Genomic DNA, 18,340 nt, shown 5'->3' on the forward strand with positions numbered 1-18,340 from the left:
TGAGCATGATCTTTTCGGAAAACCGCTGCGCACTTTTCCGGATCATGCTTTAGGTGAGAGCGCGAGAGGCTTGCATGCCTCGCTGCAAGCGAGCATCATCCCTCCAAAAAAATGGGGGGAAATCGATGCCTCAAGTCTCTCGCCGCCGCCACCTTCAACAATTGTCGGGTGTGTTCGGAGCCGCCGCGCTGTCGGCGTGGTCGAGGTCGGCCTCGGCTTCGGAGGCGGACATTCCGCCGGAGGGCATCGGCAAGGGCATCCAGCACATCTCCTACAGCGACATCGGCGGCCGCCCCGACAGCGTGCAGGTGATGTTCAACCGGCAGCACGTCTATGTCGGACACATGTTCAGCGATGGCGTGACGATCCTGGACGCCTCCGATCCGCGCGCACTGAAGCCGGTCAATTTCTTCACCGCGGGGCAGAACACCCGCACCCACCATTTGCAGGCGGCGGAGGACCTGCTGCTGGTGGCGAACGGCGCCAACATCGTCGCGATGCAGTCCTACGACAACATGCGCGGCTATTTCGAGAACACGCTGGTCGACAGCATCACCAAGACCAAGAAATTCCGCTCCGGCCTGTCGATCCACGACATCTCGAAACCGGGCGAGATGCGCGAGATCGCGTTCCTCGAAATGCCCGGATTCGGCATCAATCGGCTGTGGTGGCCGGGCGGCCGCTACGCCTACGTGTCGGCGCATTTCGACGGCTTCACCGACCACATCCTGTGCGTGGTCGATCTCAAGACCATCACCAAGCCGGAGATCGTCTCAAAGTGGTGGCTGCCGGGCATGAACCGCGCGGCCGGCGAGCCGGCGACGCCCAAGGGCAAGCGCTTTGCGCTCCATCACATGATCACGGCGGGCGATCGCGGCTATGCGGCCTGGCGCGATGGCGGCTTCACCATCCACGACATCAGCGATCCCGCAAATCCAAAGCTGCTGTCCCACATCAACTGGTCGCCGCCCTTCGCCGGCGGCACGCATACGCCGCTGCCATTGCCGAAGCGACAGCTCGCGATCGTCGCGGACGAAGCCAACGCGGAGAAATGCGCCAAGGGCTTGTTCCACACCTTCGTGCTCGACGTGCGTGCGCCTGAGAACCCGGTGCCGATCGCAACGCTGCCGACCCCGCGCGAGCGTGATTTCTGCACGAACGGCACCTTCGGCCCGCATAATCTGCACGAGAACCGGCCGGGCTCGTTCCAGAGCGAGGAGACGATCTTCGCGACCTACAACAATGCCGGCGTGAGAGTGTTCGACGTCAGGGATGCCTTCGCACCGAAGGAGATCGCCTACTGGGTGCCGCCGGTGCCGAAAAAGCTGGTCGATCCCCGTCCGAATATCGGGCTCGCAGCCAAGACCTGCGACGCCTATGTCCGGCCCGACGGGCTGATGTTCGTCTCCGACTGGAACGCCGGCATGCACGTGCTGCAATATCAGGGGTGAGCGACGCACAAGGCTGAGTTGGCGACTTGTCCGCCGACCACCTCTTCCGATTGGGTGACGCTTCGCCGCTACCCGCGGATCGCCGCATTGGCCTGCGCGGCTGCACCAGTCATGGCATCCTTTGCCGGTTTCTGGCCGTTGACCACTTCATTGACGCCGATCATGAACGCATCCAGGATCGGCCTCGATTGCGGATGGAAGAGTATAGCCTTGGCGCGGTCGACATCGGCATTTTGCAAATTGGTCAGCGCGGCCTCGGCGGCTTGCGAGCCGAATGCCTTCTTGAAGCCCTCGCTGGACCACGCCGACACGCGTGTCGTCGCCAGCCCTGCTGCGGCAGTCTGCAGCGATGTCGGCTTGCTTGTCGCCCAGAGCAGGAACAGGAAAGCTGCCCGCTTGTTTCGTGATTTTGAATTGATGCAGGCCTGCCAGTGCGACATGAAGGGCACGGGGGCGCGACCAGGGACATGCGGAAAGACCGCAAACTCGGCCTGCTTCGCGACGCGACTCCTGGCCGGATTGGAGATGTCGGTCGCGAAATTGCTGCTGTCGATCGCGACTGCAGTGCGTCCCTGCAGGAAGTCGTCCAGCACGTGGTACCATTCATAGCTGCCGACGCCGCCAGGCCCGGCCTGGCTGAGCAGGCGTCCGTACATCTCGACGGCCGCGATGGCTTCGGGGCTTGCGAAAACGGCCTTGTTGTCCTTGACCATGGCGCCGCCGTAAGAGAACACGAAGCCCATCGCCGGCGGGGAGGAATTGCCGCCGGCCTGGGCCCGCATCGCGATCCCCGACATCTCGCCGGACTTGAGCGCCTTGGCGGTCACGAGCAGCTCTTCGAACGTCTGCGGAACCGGTAGGTTCTTGGCTGCCAGCGCGTCCCCGTTGATGAACATGGTCATCGCTTCGGAGGTGATCGGTATGGCGTACCGTTCGCCGTCGGACCACAGCGGGAAGGCCCGAGCCGTCTTGAGCAGGTCGCTCTCGTCATACCAGCCGAGATCGGTCAGCGACCTGTTGGAATAATAGCCGTTCAGCGGCTCGAGCCATCCTCCCGAGATGCCCTGACCATAGGTCGTGAACATGAAGACGTCGGGCGTCGTGCTGCCGCGGGCGAGCCTGATCGGCAAGGCGCCGAGATATGTGGTTTCGAGCTGGAAATCGATGGTGACGTTGATGCCGGTGAGCCGGGTGAACTCCGGCAGCAGCGGCGTGATCGCATTCGACCAGGGATGGATCGCGCCCGAAAGAGAGATCGTCTGTCCCGCAAACTGCTTCCAATCGATGTTCGCGCTGGCGTATGTCGCAGCGCGATCCTCGGCGAAGCTCCAGCGTGGCAGCGCGGCCAGCGCCGGCAAGACTGCGCCCGCCGCCCCCAGTCCGCTGACGAAGCTGCGACGGCTGGTCGGACTTCGACCGCTCTGTGCATGCGTCATGTTGGCTCTCCCTGCGACGGCAATCATTCGCAACACGAGCCATACCGGTGATGTGCGGCCCTCGCGCGACGACTGACGGCCAAACCGGTCTAACCTTCCGGGCGAGAATGTCGGGTTCTCGCCCTAACCATGCTATTATTCTATCATGCTCTGGCGTCGACACCAGAAGACGCGCTGTCACACGAGCATCGAAGATCCAAGGCCGATGTCAGTCCCTGCTCTGGTCCCGTCTTTGCGATGGCTGGCTCGTCCGCTGGTCGTGGCGGTCGTGGCGCTTCTGACGCTTTTCGCTGCGACCGGGTTTCTCGGCCTGCAATATCGGCAGGAGCGGCAGGCGGCCCATGACCTGCTTGGGCATAGCCGCCAGGTGCTCGAAACGCTCGATCGGTTGCGTGCGATCACCGCCGAGTTGGAGACCGAGCGGCGCGGGTATCTAATGACCCTCGACCCCACCTATCTCAAAGCCTACGGCGTCTCCGACGAAGGTGTGCGGCGCGAGGCGCAGGCGCTGCTGGTGCTGGTCGCGGACGATCCGTTGCAGAGTCTGCGCGCGCAACATCTGGCGCTGACCGTTTCGGCAAAGCTGCGCGAGATCGACGAGATGGTGAAGTCCGCCGGCACGTCCGGGCAGGCGGCGCTGGCGATGATCCGCAGCATGGATGAGATCCGCTCGCAAATCGATCAGATGGTGGATCACGAGCGCTTTCGGCTCGCCGACCGGGAGACCCATGCCGAAGCATTCGAGCAGCGCTGGACCTGGCTGATTGCCGGCGCCGTTGTCCTCATCGTCGCGCTGGCGGGAGCGGCGCTGGCGCTCGCGCGGCTCGAAGCGAAACGGCGGAGACAGGCGACCGAGGAGAACATTCAACTGCAGAGCGATCTTGCGGCGCGAGATATCAAGATCCGGCGCCTGTTCGACGCCAACATCATCGGTATCATCATCTGGGAAGTCGAGGGGCGCATTCTCGAGGCCAATGACGCGTTCCTGCGCATCGTCGGATACGACCGGGACGATCTCGCCTCAGGGCGCCTGCATCGATACGACCTCACGCCGCCGGAATGGCGCGACCGCGACGTGAAGACCGTGGCGGAGTTGAAGCGGATCGGGACGGCCCAGCCGTTCGAGAAGGAATATGTGCGGAAGGATGGAAGCCGTGTCTCCGTGCTGATTGGCGGGACGATGTTTGCATCAGGTGGAGATCAAGGGGTCGGCTTTGTCCTCGATCTGACGCCTCTCAAGCGGGCAGAGGCCGAAGCTCGCGAGCATGAGCGGCTCTACCGCGAAGCCCTCATGGAGCTCGCGCACGCAAATCGCGTCACCACGATGGGGCAGCTCACGGCTTCGATCGCCCACGAGGTCAACCAGCCGATCGCCGCGATCGTGGCGAACGCCGAGGCCGGGTTGAATTGGCTGGAGGCTCAACCGCCAAATCTGGAGCGGGTTCGACAGACATTCGACTGGATCACCAGCGACGGCATGCGAGCCGGCGACATCATCGGCCGGATCCGGGCGCTGATAAGGAAGGCGGCGCCGCAAAAGGAGGATATGGAGATCAACCAGGCGGTGCTCGATGTCATCGCGCTGACCCGCAGCGAAGCGTTCAAGAACGGCGTCTCGGTACGAACGCAACTTGCCGACGGCCTGCCGACCATTCCGGCAGATCGGGTTCAACTTCAGCAAGTGCTGCTCAACCTGATCGTCAACGCGATCGAGGCGATGGCCGCGGTTGGCGAGCACGAACGCGAGCTGCTGATCAGCACCGATCGGGACGTCTCGAACGGTGTGCACGTCACCTTGCGGGATTCCGGTCCGGGACTGGACCCGAAGAATGTCGACTGCCTGTTCGAGGCCTTCTACACCACCAAGCCGACAGGCATGGGGATGGGCCTCGCCATCTGCCACTCGATCATCGAGGCGCATGGCGGACGGATGTGGGCCGGCGCAAACGAGCCTCGGGGCGCCGTCTTTCAGTTCACCCTGCCTCTCGCCTCAGACGAGGCCACATCGCGCCTGTTGGAGGCGGACGAGCCAACGGGCCTGCGCTCTGTGGCCCGCTGACGGGGGCTGCGCAGCACGCGCCTTTCGTCATCCGGGCCGTCGTGCAACCGCAGGAGGTGCGGCGGCATCAGGGCTCGGCCTGGCCGGACTGGACAGCGGCGCTTCGCCGCACGATCAATAAGTTGTCCGGACAGTTTGTGTGATCATGATCACATAGGGAGGAATTGGCATTCTGCCATGCTCCGAATAGTCTCATGGAATTGCATCCGGGGGGACGCAAGTGATTCCGCTTCGGCTATTTGCTTTGGTGATATTTGCGATGAGTCTTACCTGCGGTCCGGCGCATGCCGACCGGCGGGTGGCGCTTGTCATCGGCAATTCCGCCTACAAGAGCGCGCCCAAGCTCGGCAATCCCGTGAACGATGCCACGCTGGTCGGCGGCATGTTCAAGAAAGCCGGCTTTGATTCCGTCGATGTCAGGCTGGATCTCAGCGCCAGCGAGATGCGGCGCATGTTGCGTGAGTTTGCCGGCAGGACGCGCGATGCGGAGATGGCGGTGATCTATTACGCCGGTCACGGCATCGAGCTCGACGGCAACAACTATCTCATTCCGATCGACGCCTCGCTGGAGACGGACGGCGACGTGCTCGACGAGACCATTCCGGTCGAGCGTGCGCTGTTCGCGGTCGAGCCGGCCAAGCAGCTGCGCCTGATCATCCTGGACGCCTGCCGCGACAACCCGTTCGCGAAGACGATGAAGCGCACGCTGGCTTCGCGCGCGATCGGACGCGGCCTTGCCAAGGTCGAACCGACCAGCCCCAACACCATGATTGCGTTCGCAGCCAAGGCGGGATCGACCGCATCGGACGGCGATGCCAGAAACAGTCCGTTCGCCGCCGCGCTGGTCGAGCACCTGCCGAAGCCCGGCCTCGATCTGCGCAAGGCCTTCGGCTTCGTGCGCGACGACGTGCTCAAGGCGACCGGCTACAAGCAGGAGCCCTATGTCTACGGCTCGCTCGGCGGCGACGATGTGCCCCTCGTCGTGAAACCAGCGGCAACCGGTCCCCAGGCAAATCCGCAGGAGGCCATTCGCAGGGATTATGAGCTCGCGCTCCAGCTTGCGACGCGCGACGGCTGGGAAGCGTTTCTGGCGCAATATCCCGACGGCTTCTATGCCAATCTCGCCAAGGGCCAGCTGAACAAGATCGGTGCCGAAGAGACGCGTGCTACGGCCGAACAGAAGGCTCGGGCGGCCGAGCAGGAAAAGGCAAGGCTCATTGCCGAGCGCGCCCAGAAGGCCGAGCAGGAGAAGGCCGCCGCGGCAGCCAAGGCCGCCGAAGAGGCGCGGATCGCGGCGGAGAAGAAGAAGGAGATCGAGCAGGCGAAGGCTGAGGCCGCCGAACGCGAGCGCAAGGCGGCAGAAGCGGCGGCTGCAAAGGCGCTGGCCGAGAAGCAGGCGGCGGAGAAGGCCAAGGCCGAGCTCGCCGCAAAGCAGGCGGCGGAAAGGGCCGAGCAGGCTGCAAAGCCGGCGGCCGACCGGCAGTTGCCCGAAGTCGAGCAAAAGGTCGCGGCGCTCTCGCCCGGACCGACATCACCATTGTCCGCGGCTGACCTCGCGAAATCCGTGCAGAGCGAGTTGCGCCGCGTCGGCTGCCTCACGTCGGCTGCAGAAGGCGAGTGGACGTCGGCCGCGCAGCGTTCGCTGACGCTCTTCAACAAATATGCCGGCACCCAGTTCGACGTGAAGCTTGCCAGCGTCGACGCGCTCGATGCGGTCAAGGCGAAGCCGGGACGGGTCTGCCCGCTGGTCTGCAATTTCGGCTTCAAGGCCGACGGCGATCAATGCGTGAAGATCACCTGCCGTGCCGGCTACCGCGTCGGTGACGACAACGAGTGCGAGAAGATCCAGGAGAAGAAGCCGGTCGCCACGCGCGAGGATTCGAGAAAGCGGGACGCAGACCGGAAAGCGACCGAAGCTGCGCCGTCCAAGCCGGAAGCGAGCGGGCAGATCTTTTGTAACTCGGCGGGATGCCGCCCAGTGCAGAAAGGCTGCAGGCTCGTGTCCGGGGCTACGCCCGGAAGGTATAACGCCGCCATAGGAAGCGGCAATTACGAGGTCTGCAACTGAATCGTGTCGTCGATCAAAGCCGCGGATGAATGGCGTGACCATAGCTCGATATTTCTACGCATTGATGTTTGCAGCTCTCGTGACTTGCGCGCCGGCGCAGGCCGAGAAGCGTGTCGCGCTCGTGATCGGCAATTCCGCCTACAAGAGCGTGCCGAAGCTTGGCAATCCGGCGAACGATGCCGGCTTGATCGGCGGCATGTTGAAGAAGGCCGGTTTTGACACGGTCGATGTCCGACAGGACCTGAGCGCCCCCGAAATGCGCAAGGCACTGCGCGAATTCGGCACCAGGACGCGGGATGCCGATGTCGCGGTCATCTACTACGCTGGCCACGGCATGGAAGTTGATGGCACCAACTATCTCATCCCGACAGACGCCGCTCTGGAGACCGACGCCGACGTCTACGACGAGGCGTTGCCGATCGATCGCGTGCTGGTGAGCATCGAGCCCGCCAAGCAGCTGCGCCTCGTTATCCTCGATGCGTGTCGTGACAATCCCTTTGCCAAGACGATGAAGCGCACCGTGGCTTCGCGCGCGATCGGTCGCGGCCTTGCGAAGGTCGAGCCGACCAGCCCGAACACCATGATCGCGTTCGCGGCCAAGGCGGGCTCGACCGCGTCCGATGGCGATTCCCGCAACAGCCCGTTCGCAGTGGCGTTGAGCGACCATCTGCCGAAACCCGGGCTCGACCTGCGCAAGGCCTTCGGGTTCGTCCGCGACGATGTGCTGAGGAGCACCGCGAACAAGCAGGAACCCTTCGTCTATGGTTCGCTGGGTGGCGATGACGTCCCGCTGGTTCCTGCCAGGCCGGCCGCGACGGGTCCGCAGGCAAATCCGCAGTCGGAACTCAGGCGAGACTACGAGCTCGCGCTCCAGCTTGCGACGCGCGACGGCTGGGAAGCGTTTCTGGCGCAGTATCCCGACGGCTTCTATGCCAACCTCGCCAAGGGGCAGCTGAACAAGATCGCTGCCGAAGAGACGCGCTCGGCGGCCGAACAAAAAGCCAAGGCGGCCGAGCAGGAAAAGGCGAGGCTGATTGCCGAGCGCGCCCAGAAGGCCGAGCAGGAGAAGGCGGCCGCTGCCGCAAAGGCGGCCGAAGAGGCGCGCATCGCGGCGGAGAAACAGAAGCAGATCGAGCAGGCGAAGGCTGAAGCGGCCGAACGCGAGCGCAAGGTGGCAGAAGCGGCGGCTGCGAAGGCGCTGGCCGAGAAGCAGGCGGCGGAGAAGGCCAAGGCCGAGCTTGCCGCAAAGCAGGCGGCGGAGAGGGCCGAGCAGGCTGCAAAGCCGGCGGCCGACCGGCAGTTGCCCGAAGTCGAAAACCAGAAAGTCGCCGCACTCTCGCCTGCGCCCACATCGACGTTGTCCGCAACTGATTTGACAAAATCCGTTCAGAGCGAATTGCGCCGCGTCGGCTGCCTCACGTCGGCTGCGGAGGGCGAGTGGACGTCGGCGGCGCAGCGCTCGCTGGCGCTCTTCAACAAATATGCCGGTACCCAGTTCGATGTGAAGTTCGCGAGCTACGACGCACTCAACGGGCTGAAAGCGAAGCCCGGACGGGTCTGCCCGCTCGTGTGCAATTTCGGCTTTAGGGCCGACGGCGATCAATGCACGAAGATCACGTGCCGCGCCGGGTATCAGGTCAGCGAAGACAACGAATGCGAAAAGATTCCAGAGAGGAAGCCGTCTCCTGCCGCTCGTAGCGAGCCCCGAAAAAGAGACCAGGATCGCAGAGAGGCCGAATCCGCAGCGCCGAAGTCGCAAGCGTCAGGACAGATGGTCTGTGGCGGCGCGGGATGCCGGCCCGTCGCAAAGGGGTGCCGTCTCGGAACGACGAAGCTCAATAACGGGGTCACGGCCACCACCGAGATATGCAATTAGCATCGTAGCCCGGATGAGCGCAGCGACATCCGGGGCCGCACTGCAATTTGTCGAGAGTTGTCCCGGGTGTCGCTTCGCTCACCCGGGCTCCAGATTTGCGAATGCTGCGTCAGCTACGCCGGCATCCGCGTCTCGATCATGCGCACCCAGAACGAGGCGCCGTGGCCGAGGATGTTGTCGTTGAAGACATAGGCCGGGTGGTGGCACTCGTTGCCGTCGCCCATGCCCACCAGCACCATCGCGCCGGGACGCGCTTCCAACATGAAGGAGAAGTCCTCGGCGCCCATCATCGGGATGAACTTGTCGTTGACGCGCTCGGTGCCGACGATGTCGCGGGCGACGTCGGCGGCAAGACCGGCCTCGCGCGCATGGTTCATCGTCACCGGATACATCCGCGTGTACTTCGTCTCGGCCGAGCCGCCATAGGCGCGGGCGACGCTCTCGGCGACCTCGCCGATGCGGCGCTCGACGAGATCGCGCACCTCGGGATCGAGCGTGCGCACGGTGCCGGCGAGCTCGGCGACTTCAGGGATGATGTTGAAGGCGGTGCCGGAGTGGAATTGGGTGATCGAGATGACCGCGGACTTCAGCGGATCGACGTTGCGCGCAACGATCGATTGCAGCGCATTGACGATCTGCGAGCCGATCAGCACGCTGTCGACCGATTTGTGCGGACCCGCGCCGGCGTGGCCGCCCTTGCCGTGGACCGTGATCTGGATGTTGTCGGAGGAGGCCAGCATCGCGCCGGGCGTGGTGGCGAAATGGCCTTCGGGCAGGCCCGGCATGTTGTGCATGCCGTAGACCTCCTGGATGTTCCAGCGCGTCATCAGGCCGTCCTCGACCATGGCCTTGCCGCCGCCGCCGCCTTCCTCGGCGGGCTGGAAGATCATGATCGCGGTGCCGTCGAAATTGCGCGTCTCGGCGAGATATTTGGCGGCGCCGAGCAGCATGGCGGTGTGGCCGTCATGGCCGCAGGCGTGCATCTTGCCAGGCACTTTTGATGCGTAGGGCACGCCCGAGGTTTCCATGATCGGCAGCGCGTCCATGTCGGCGCGGAGGCCAATGGTCTTGCCGGAGGCCGACTTGCGGCCGCGGATCACGCCGACGACGCCGGTGCGGCCGATGCCCGTCACCACCTCGTCGCAACCGAACTCCTTGAGCTTGTCGGCGACGATGCCGGCGGTGCGTTGGACTTCGTAGAGCAGCTCCGGGTTCTCGTGGAAGTCATGGCGCCAGGCGGCCATTTCGTCGGAGAGGGCGGCGATGCGGTTGACGATGGGCATGGGGGGATCCGTTTTTTGTGGGCTTTGTCGTCATTCCGGGGCGATGCGGAGCATCGAACCCGGGATCTCGAGATTGTAGCGCGAGATTCCGGGTTCACGCTTCGCGTGTCCCGGAATGACGGGAAGTTCAGCTCTCCCCGAACACGCGCCTGAAGATCGTATCGACGTGCTTGAGGTGGTAGCCGAGGTCGAACTGCTCCTCGATCTCGGCGTCGGTGAGATACTTCTTCACCTCCGCGTCCTTCTTCAGGAGCTGGAGGAAGTCGCCTTCGCCGCGCCAGACCGGCATGGCGTTGCGCTGCACCAGCTTGTAGGCGTCCTCGCGGCTCGCGCCCTTTTGCGTCAACGCCAGCAGCACGCGCTGCGAATGCACGAGGCCGCCGAGGCGGTCGAGGTTCTTCTGCATGTTGGCGGGATAGACCAGCAGCTTGTCGATCAGGCCGGCGAGGCGCGCCAGCGCGAAGTCGAGCGTGACGGTCGCGTCCGGGCCCATCATGCGCTCGGCCGAGGAGTGCGAGATGTCACGCTCGTGCCAGAGCACGACGTTCTCCAGCGCCGGCGTCACATAAGCGCGCACCATGCGGGAGAGGCCGGTGAGGTTCTCCGACAGAACCGGGTTGCGCTTGTGCGGCATCGCGGAGGAACCCTTCTGCCCTTCGGAGAAGAACTCTTCGGCCTCCAGCACCTCGGTGCGCTGCATGTGGCGGATCTCCACCGCGATGCGCTCGATCGAGGAGGCGATCACGCCGAGCGTCGAGAAATACATGGCGTGGCGGTCGCGCGGGATCACCTGGGTCGAGATCGGCTCCGGCACGAGGCCCATCGCCTTGGCGACGTGCTCTTCGACGCGCGGATCGATCTGCGCGAAGGTGCCGACGGCGCCGGAGATGGCGCAGGTCGCGACTTCCTTGCGCGCCGCGATCAGGCGCTCCTTGGCGCGCGAAAACTCCGCATAGGCGTAGGCGAGCTTGAGGCCGAAGGTGACGGGCTCGGCATGGATGCCGTGGCTGCGGCCGATGGTCGGCGTCATCTTGTGCTCGAAGGCGCGCTTCTTCAGCGCAGCCAGCACCTTGTCGAGGTCGGCGAGCAACAGGTCGGCGGCGCGGGTGAGCTGGACGTTGAGGCAGGTGTCGAGCACGTCGGAGGAGGTCATGCCCTGGTGCACGAAGCGCGCCTCGGGGCCGACGATCTCGGCGAGGTGGGTGAGAAAGGCGATGACGTCGTGCTTGGTCTCGCGCTCGATCTCGTCGATGCGGGCGACGTCGAAGGTGGCGTCCTTGGCCTTGGCCCAGACTGTTTTGGCGGCCTCCTTGGGGATGGTCCCGAGCTCGGCCAGGGCGTCCGCCGCATGCGCCTCGATCTCGAACCAGATCTTGAACCGGGTCTGGGGCTCCCAGATCGAGGCCATTTCGGGACGGGTATAGCGGGGGATCATCTGACGGCTCCAGGAAGGTGGGCGGGCGACCACAAGGGGCGGCGCCGGCCAAAATGCTTTTTACGCCGTGATTTAACAGAGCGGGCAGGGCGAAACAAACGCTCTGGGCCCCGGGAGAGGGGGATCGCCGAGCTATCCACCGGACCGGCCAGCAGGGGCTGGCGGCGCCGGGCCGCAAATATTAACTGTCAATCACGGATCATTGACTAACAGATATTGAAATCTGTCAGCGAGACGTGTATATCCGTTCTCGGACGCTCCGATTGGGCGTCCCGTGGTCATCCTTCCGGGGAGCCCGAGGTCCGAAATACCAGCGGATCGAGGGACGTAATGAAGGGATGGGGACCGCGGACGAATGGAGACTTAAGACAATGACGACCGAAATCATCAACTTCACCGGCACGATTGGGCATTGGCTCAATTTGCTGGTGGCGCGCCAGATCGCGGCGCAGGCTGCAAAACTGCCTCATTAAGGCGAGAGCTTTCCGAACGACCGGCAAGGGGCGCTTCGGAATCAGCGCCGTCGCCGGGTGAACCCTGAACGGGAACAAGGTGCTGGCATGAATGAAGCCGTTATCCTGACGCCGGAGCGGATCCTCGAAGTCACCGAGGACGTCCTTCGGCGCTACGGACTTGCCAAGGCCACCGTGGTTGACGTTGCCCGTGCGCTCGATGTGAGCCACGGCAGCGTCTATCGCCATTTCCCGAGCAAGGCCTCGCTGCGCGAGGCCGTTGCCAAACGCTGGCTCGACCGCATCGACGCGCCGCTCTTGGCGATCACCAGGGAGCAGGGCCCGGCGCCCGACAGGCTCGACCGCTGGCTGCGCACGCTGTTTGCAGCCAAACGTTCGCGCGTGCTCGACGATCCCGAGATGTTCGAAACCTATCTGACGCTGGCGCGCGAGGCTTGTGCGGCCGTCAAGTGCCACAAGGACACCATGATCGACCAGATCGCGGCGATCCTGACCGATGGCGTCAGCCAGGGCGTGTTCGCCGTGGACGACGTCAAGGCGACTGCGCGCGCGATCTTCGATGCGACCTGCCGCTTCCATCATCCGGCCCATGCCGACGAGTGGAAGGATGCCGATCTGCCGGCGCGTGTCGATGCGACGCTCGCGCTGGTGCTGCGCGGCTTGAAGGCGGCCTAGACGCCTGACTTACCCTCTTGCCTTGTGAAGAAGCGCGCTCTCCCCAAGGGAGGGCGAGGCGGTCGCGTGTCTGCGCGGGTGCAATCCGCCGTTGGCCGACGGGACGACCGGCGGACTCTCCGGATATGTGTTGACCGCGATTTCGACGACATCCTTTGACCGCTTTCGAAGGCGGTAGAATGTCAGCTCCTGCTCGAGCATGGGGCAGCGGAAGTGGACGACGGCCGTATCGGGCAGGCGGCAAAGTTCGTCGATGAGCTCGCCTACGGTAATGATCGGGGGATGGTCGATTGCCTTGTGATGAGCCTTACTCATGGCGATTCCTCCTCCACTCCACTCCTAACCGGGGCTGGATGGCCTCTGTTCCATCCCCTCAGTAGATTCACGAGCGCTACCTCGCTCGAGGAATCCGGCAGTCCCGCTGCTAGATCTTCGTCAGCCCGCACGTCGCGGCGAGCCGCACCAGCTGCGCGTCCGTACGCGCGCCGGTCTTGGTCTTGATCAGATAGTGATAGTTCTGCACCGTCTTCACACTGAGATTGAGATGTGTCGCGATCTCTTCGGTGGTAGCTCCGCCGGCGAACTGGCGCAGGATCTCGATCTCGCGCTCGCCGAGCTGGTCCAGCACCGAACCGGTCGGCGACAGGCTGTCTTCGGCGAGGATGTGCGCGATGTCGTCGCTCATGGCGCGCTCGCCGCGGGCGACGCTGCGGATTGCGTTCACGACCGCGGACGGCTCGCTGCTCTTGGTGACGAAGCCGGAGGCGCCGGCGCCGAAGGCCGCTTTCACCAGCACGGCCTCGTTGTGCATGGTGAAGACGAGAATGCGCGCCCGCGGGCTGCGGGCGCGGATGTTGCGGATGGCCTCCAGCCCGCTCGCGCCGGGCATCGAGATATCCAATACGACGACGTCGGGATCGTGCGCCTTGAAGGCGCTGTAGGCATCCGCGGCGTTGTCGGCCTCCGCCACGACGTGGAGATCGCCCTGGCTTTCCAGCACGCGCCGGTAGCCTTGGCGGACGATCGGGTGGTCGTCGACCAGCAGCACGGAGATGCCTGTTGCCGCGACATCGCTCATGTCGGCCTCACGCGGCGAGCGGGATGGTGGCGGCGACGCTGAGGCCTCGGGTTGCAGGCAGGATCGACAGCGATCCTCCGGCCGCCGCGACGCGCTCGCGGATGCCGGTGAGGCCGAAGCCGGCCGACTGCGCGACCCGCTCCGCATCGCCGCCGCCGTCGTCCTCGACACGGATCAAGAGCGCATCGTCCTCCCCCGCGCGGCGCTCGACCCGCAACGAGATCTCGCGCGCCGCGCTGTGACGTAGCGCATTGGTCAGGCATTCCTGCGCGACTCGATAGGCGGTGGTGGCGGCGGGGCCGCTGATGTCGGTGAGGTCGCCCCTGAGGTCGAGCTGGATCGTCGGCCGCGCCGTGCTGTGCGAGCGCCAGCTGTCGACCAGATTGACGAGGCTTGCCTCGAGCCCGAGCTCCTCCGGCAGCGGATTGCGCAGCCGCTTCAAGGCATCGCGCAGCGAGGCCATCAGATGATGCGTGGCCTGCGAGATCATGCGCGCGTCCTGCGCGATACCGCTGTCCTTGCTTTCCTTGGCGCTCGCTGTTTCGATCGTGTTGGCGAAGGCGAGGATGGCGGAGAGGTTCTGCCCGAACTCGTCGTGCAGCTCGCGGGCGAGCGCGCGGCGCTCGTCGTCGCGGATCTCGATCAGCCGCCGCGTCAGCGCCGCGCGCTGTTCCGTCGCTTCCTCCAGCCGGCCGCCGAGCTCGCCGACGGCGCCCCCGATCATCGCCAGCTCCATCGAGCGGAACCGCGGCAGTTTCGTGCGATACTGTCCGCGCGCCATGCGCTGGAGCGCGGTGACGATCGCGCGCGCCGGCGCCAGTGCGTGCGCGATGGCGAGCGAGGCGAGCAGGGCGATCGCCGCCGCCATCAGCAGCGCGACGTCGATGACGTTGAGGATGTATTCCCAGGCGAGCGAGATCGCGGCGGTCGCATCCGGCGTCGCGACCACCGTACCGGCGGCAGCGGCGCGGGGACTGACCGGCCGCACCACCTCGGCATGGCTGCCGAGGAAGGTCGGCACGATGGATGCGAACCAGCGCGGCGGGGTCTTGCCCAGACCCTCGCTCTGGCCGCAGAGCGGCTTCTCGAATGCGGTCGCCGGCTGGAACTCGACGCAGACGCCGGGCGAGATCAGCTTCATCGTCTCCAGCGTGCGCCACTCCGGAACCGGCAGCAGGTGCTCGCGCGCTCTGCTGCTGCGCAGCAACAATTCATGCCAGTACAGCCCCTGAAGCGCCTGCGCGACCCGCTGCGCCGAGGCCGCGGTCGCCCGGTCAATGCTGCGATAGGCGTCGAACGTGGCCCATACGGCCGCGGCTCCGAGGCACAGCGCCACGATGAGCAGAAGGCGGGCAACAAGCTGAAGCACGAGGCGCATGCGATCACCCCCGACGTTTGGTAGGATCAGCCTAACAACGCCGCCGCGCCTTGCCAATGCGGGGTGTGGCAGGATTGCAGCTCGGGCAAATTTCCCAAGCCGGATTGGGCATGGGTCTTTGGACCGGGCGCGGCGGCTTTGATCTAATCGGGCAGGAATCCTTATAGGCCCCATCGTTGCGGGCGAGGAGCGGTGCAGCATGAGTTCGATGACGATTGGACCGATCATGGGCCAGGCTGCCGATCCATCCGAGCGCAGCGCGCTGCTGTTCTGGATGATCTTCACCGGGCTGTCGATCTTCGCCGTCGTGCTGCTGTGGCGCTTCGGCCTGATCCACCTGATGCTGACCTCGGACCGCACCTACATTTCCAGCGTCATCGCGGTGCTCTACATCATCACTTGCGGCCATTGTTTCCTGCGCACGCGGGCGATCGCGCGGGAGGGGGCGGCGGCGCGGCGTTGCCGGGCGGCGCTCGCGGCGCCTGACGGCGGCAAGGTGCTCGATGCGCGCGGGACGTCGCTGCCGCGCGGGCTGGTGCGCGATCACATCGAGAGCCTGGTGACGAAGGCGGCGGCACAGGATTACCGCCCCGTCGACCAGACGCTGCTGCTGCGAACGCTGGCCGACCGACTGCGCGGCTCCAACGGGTTCGGCGCCTTCGTCTCGGACACGCTGATGAAGCTCGGCCTGCTCGGCACCATCATCGGCTTCATCATCATGCTGGCGCCGATCGCGGGGCTGGATGCCGCCGACAAAGTCGCGATGCGATCCTCGATGGGATTGATGAGCGACGGCATGGCGGTCGCGATGTACACGACGCTGGCCGGTCTCGTCGGCTCGATCCTGGTCCGCATCCAGTACTACATGCTGGATGCCGCGACCCAGCGGGTGTTTTCGGATGCAGTGGTGCTGACCGAGACCTATGTGACGCCGGTGCTGGAGCGCCAAGGCGCTGGAATTAAAGGCGCCGGAACGCCGTCATGATGGATGATTTCGGCCTCTATCCGCGCGAGGAGCCGTTCGATCCCCTGGGCGTGATGCTGTTCAAGGCGCTCCAGGTGATCGCCTTCCTGTTCTTCCTCGCGCTGCTCGCGGTGTCCCCGGATGCCAAGGACGGCAAGATCGACTCCAAGGCCGAGTTCATGATCACGCTGGACTGGCCGGACAACCACCCCGACGATCTCGACCTGTTCGTGCAGGATCCCGCCGGCAACATCGCCTGGTATCGCCACCGCGAGGCCGGCTTCCTCACGCTCGACCGTGACGACCGCGGCGGGGCCAACGACTTCATCATCGTCGCCGGCAAGAAGATCGCTTCCCCCATCCGTGAGGAGATTGTCACGGTGCGCGGCATTCTCGCCGGCGAATACACGGTGAATGTCTCGCATTTCGTCGCCACGACCGGCGAGCCTGTGACGGCCAATGTGAAGGTGCAGAAGCTCAATCCGACCGCGCAGGTGATCTTCGACAACAAGTTCACGCTCGACCACACCGGCGACGAGAAGACCGCGGTGCGCTTCCGCATCGATGCGGAAGGCAAGGTCGTCAATGTCGATCAGCGGCCGAAATCGCTGCTGGAGACCTTCCGCAGCAGCTGGCGCAACGGCGCCGATGTCGATCCGAAGACCGGTGTGAGCAAGAACGCCGTGAGGGTGCGCCGTGAGTAACCAGCAGACGGTTATCCTCACACTGTCGGTCGCCTATGCCGTCATCGGCGCGCTGCTGCTGGTGGTGCTGGTCTACGCGCGGCTGCACTGGTCGCTGAAGGCGGCCGCGGTGGTCGTGACCAGCGCCTTCTATGTCGTCAGCTTCACGGAGATGCGCGGTCTGCTCGGCTGGGCCAGCAGCGACCGGCTGCCTGCTACCTTCAAGCTGCTGAAGGCCCGCATCGTCGAGCCGCATTCGCTGGAAGGCGATCCCGGCTCGATCTATCTCTGGGTCGAGGCGCTGGACGAGGACAATCGGCCGAGCGGAATCCCGCGCGCCTTTCGTGTGCCCTACAATGACCGGCTGGCCGACAAGACCCATGCGGCGGAGAACGAGATCGCGCTGGGACATCCGCAAGGGGGACGCGCGGCCGATTTCGGCGGCGGCGACGGCAGTCTGATCGACATGGTCCGGGAATATGTGACGCCGAAGACGATCCTGGAGACGAGCGGCGGCGACTCCTCGACCGGCGAATTCAATGCCCCGCCCGCTGGTGCCCAAGGCGCGGTGTTCACCCCAATTCCGCCGCCCCGGATGCCGCCGAAGGACGAGCAATAGGCCTTTCACCATCACCGCAGCGTTGCACTGGTAAACGGCGCAGCGCTGGCGCATCCTCTTGACCTCCCTCAATTTGGCCTTATCGGCCTCCAATAAGAATTTGAGGGTGGAGGGTGCGTGCTTCTCGCTGTCTTCTCGGATATCCACGGTAACCGGCAGGCGTTCGAGGCCTGCCTGAAGGTTGCCCGTGCCAAGGGGGCGGAGCGGTTCATCCTGCTCGGCGACTTCGTCGGCTATGGCGCCGATCCGGAATGGGTCGTGGATACCGCGATGGAGCTGGTGGCGCAGGGGGCCGTCGCCGTGCGCGGCAATCACGACCAGGCGGTCAATTCCTCGGCCGAGACCATGAACGCCGAGGCGCAGATCGCGATCGAATGGACTCGCGGCCGGCTCGACGCCGCGCAGCGGCGATTCCTGGCCGAACTGCCGATGGTGGTGGAGGATAGCGACCGCCTGTTCGTGCATTCGGAGGCCTCCAGCCCGCAGCGCTGGCATTACGTCCGCTCGACGGCGGACGCGGCCAAGAGCCTGATATCGACACCCGCCCATGTCACCTTCTGCGGCCACATCCATCGTCCGGCGCTTTATTCGATGTCGGTGACGGCGAAGATGACGAGCCTCGTGCCCAAGACCGACGTCCCGGTGCCGCTGCTGCGCGGACGGCAATGGCTTGCGGTGCTCGGCTCGGTTGGCCAGCCCCGCGACGGCGATCCCTCCGCGGCCTTCGTACTGTTCGACACGGTGTCGTGCCTGATCACCTATTGCCGGGCGCCCTATGACATCGAGACGGCCGCGAGCCGGATCCGCGCGAACGGCCTGCCGCACTGGCTCGCCGACCGCCTGTCGCAGGGGCGCTAGAGGC

The 18,340-nt window shown here is 64.9% G+C and carries 15 protein-coding genes; 9 read left to right on the top strand and 6 right to left on the bottom strand.

The annotated features are described in order from the left end of the window. Window positions 1–125: 125 nt before the first annotated feature. Complete coding sequence (locus JQ603_RS24180) at window positions 126–1,451, top strand: LVIVD repeat-containing protein (RefSeq protein ID WP_212343155.1); 1,326 nt, start codon at window positions 126–128, stop codon at window positions 1,449–1,451. A gap of 68 nt (window positions 1,452–1,519) precedes the next feature. Here the strand turns inward: JQ603_RS24180 and JQ603_RS24185 are convergent, their stop codons facing one another. Further along, window positions 1,520–2,887, bottom strand: coding sequence for an ABC transporter substrate-binding protein (locus tag JQ603_RS24185; RefSeq protein WP_212343156.1), 1,368 nt, complete (start codon window positions 2,885–2,887; stop codon window positions 1,520–1,522). Window positions 2,888–3,092: 205 nt separating this feature from the next. On the opposite strand from JQ603_RS24185, the gene JQ603_RS24190 reads away from it, so the two are divergent. From JQ603_RS24190 to JQ603_RS24200, 3 genes are all read left to right on the top strand, one after another. Further along, window positions 3,093–4,946, top strand: coding sequence for an ATP-binding protein (locus JQ603_RS24190; protein ID WP_212343157.1), 1,854 nt, complete (start codon window positions 3,093–3,095; stop codon window positions 4,944–4,946). A gap of 259 nt (window positions 4,947–5,205) precedes the next feature. Then, a complete protein-coding gene (locus tag JQ603_RS24195; protein WP_212343158.1) occupies window positions 5,206–7,014 on the top strand; it encodes a caspase family protein in 1,809 nt (602 codons plus the stop codon). 64 nt (window positions 7,015–7,078) lie between these two features. Then, window positions 7,079–8,890 carry a caspase family protein gene (locus tag JQ603_RS24200; RefSeq protein ID WP_212343305.1) on the top strand — a complete coding sequence of 604 codons (1,812 nt, stop codon included), beginning with the start codon at window positions 7,079–7,081 and terminating at the stop codon, window positions 8,888–8,890. 113 nt (window positions 8,891–9,003) lie between these two features. On the opposite strand, the gene JQ603_RS24205 is transcribed toward JQ603_RS24200, so the two are convergent. Both JQ603_RS24205 and purB read right to left on the bottom strand, forming a co-directional pair. Beyond that, a complete protein-coding gene (locus JQ603_RS24205; protein WP_212343160.1) occupies window positions 9,004–10,173 on the bottom strand; it encodes a M20 aminoacylase family protein in 1,170 nt (389 codons plus the stop codon). Between the two features lie 127 nt (window positions 10,174–10,300). Beyond that, window positions 10,301–11,608 (bottom strand): adenylosuccinate lyase, encoded by a 1,308-nt coding sequence (purB, locus tag JQ603_RS24210; protein WP_212343162.1) that lies wholly within the window; start codon window positions 11,606–11,608, stop codon window positions 10,301–10,303. Between the two features lie 560 nt (window positions 11,609–12,168). Between purB and JQ603_RS24215 the strand changes: the two genes are divergently transcribed. Next, window positions 12,169–12,756: a TetR family transcriptional regulator gene (locus JQ603_RS24215; RefSeq protein ID WP_212343164.1), complete on the top strand. Its 588-nt coding sequence runs from the start codon at window positions 12,169–12,171 to the stop codon at window positions 12,754–12,756. Between the two features lie 9 nt (window positions 12,757–12,765). On the opposite strand, the gene JQ603_RS24220 is transcribed toward JQ603_RS24215, so the two are convergent. From JQ603_RS24220 to JQ603_RS24230, 3 genes are all read right to left on the bottom strand, one after another. Further along, entirely contained in the window at window positions 12,766–13,071 is a 306-nt protein-coding gene (locus tag JQ603_RS24220) for a hypothetical protein (RefSeq protein WP_212343166.1), read from the bottom strand. 109 nt (window positions 13,072–13,180) lie between these two features. Then, the gene (locus JQ603_RS24225) at window positions 13,181–13,834 is read right to left on the bottom strand and encodes a response regulator (protein ID WP_212343167.1); all 654 of its coding nucleotides are present in this window, start codon (window positions 13,832–13,834) and stop codon (window positions 13,181–13,183) included. A gap of 7 nt (window positions 13,835–13,841) precedes the next feature. After that, window positions 13,842–15,212, bottom strand: a complete 1,371-nt coding sequence (locus JQ603_RS24230) for a sensor histidine kinase (RefSeq protein WP_212343168.1) — start codon at window positions 15,210–15,212, stop codon at window positions 13,842–13,844. A gap of 199 nt (window positions 15,213–15,411) precedes the next feature. Here JQ603_RS24230 and JQ603_RS24235 point away from each other — a divergent pair, with 199 nt between their 5' ends. From JQ603_RS24235 to JQ603_RS24250, 4 genes are all read left to right on the top strand, one after another. Next, window positions 15,412–16,197: a MotA/TolQ/ExbB proton channel family protein gene (locus JQ603_RS24235; RefSeq protein ID WP_212343169.1), complete on the top strand. Its 786-nt coding sequence runs from the start codon at window positions 15,412–15,414 to the stop codon at window positions 16,195–16,197. After that, entirely contained in the window at window positions 16,194–16,880 is a 687-nt protein-coding gene (locus JQ603_RS24240; RefSeq protein WP_212343171.1) for a hypothetical protein, read from the top strand. The genes JQ603_RS24235 and JQ603_RS24240 overlap by 4 nt, the downstream gene beginning before the upstream one ends. Then, a complete protein-coding gene (locus JQ603_RS24245; protein WP_212343172.1) occupies window positions 16,873–17,478 on the top strand; it encodes a hypothetical protein in 606 nt (201 codons plus the stop codon). The genes JQ603_RS24240 and JQ603_RS24245 overlap by 8 nt, the downstream gene beginning before the upstream one ends. Before the next feature lie 117 nt (window positions 17,479–17,595). Then, on the top strand, window positions 17,596–18,336 hold the full coding sequence (locus JQ603_RS24250) for a metallophosphoesterase family protein (RefSeq protein WP_212343174.1): 741 nt from the start codon (window positions 17,596–17,598) through the stop codon (window positions 18,334–18,336). Window positions 18,337–18,340 lie beyond the last annotated feature (4 nt).

This window comes from Bradyrhizobium liaoningense (assembly GCF_018130825.1).
Classification (GTDB): Bacteria; Pseudomonadota; Alphaproteobacteria; order Rhizobiales; family Xanthobacteraceae; genus Bradyrhizobium; species Bradyrhizobium liaoningense_B.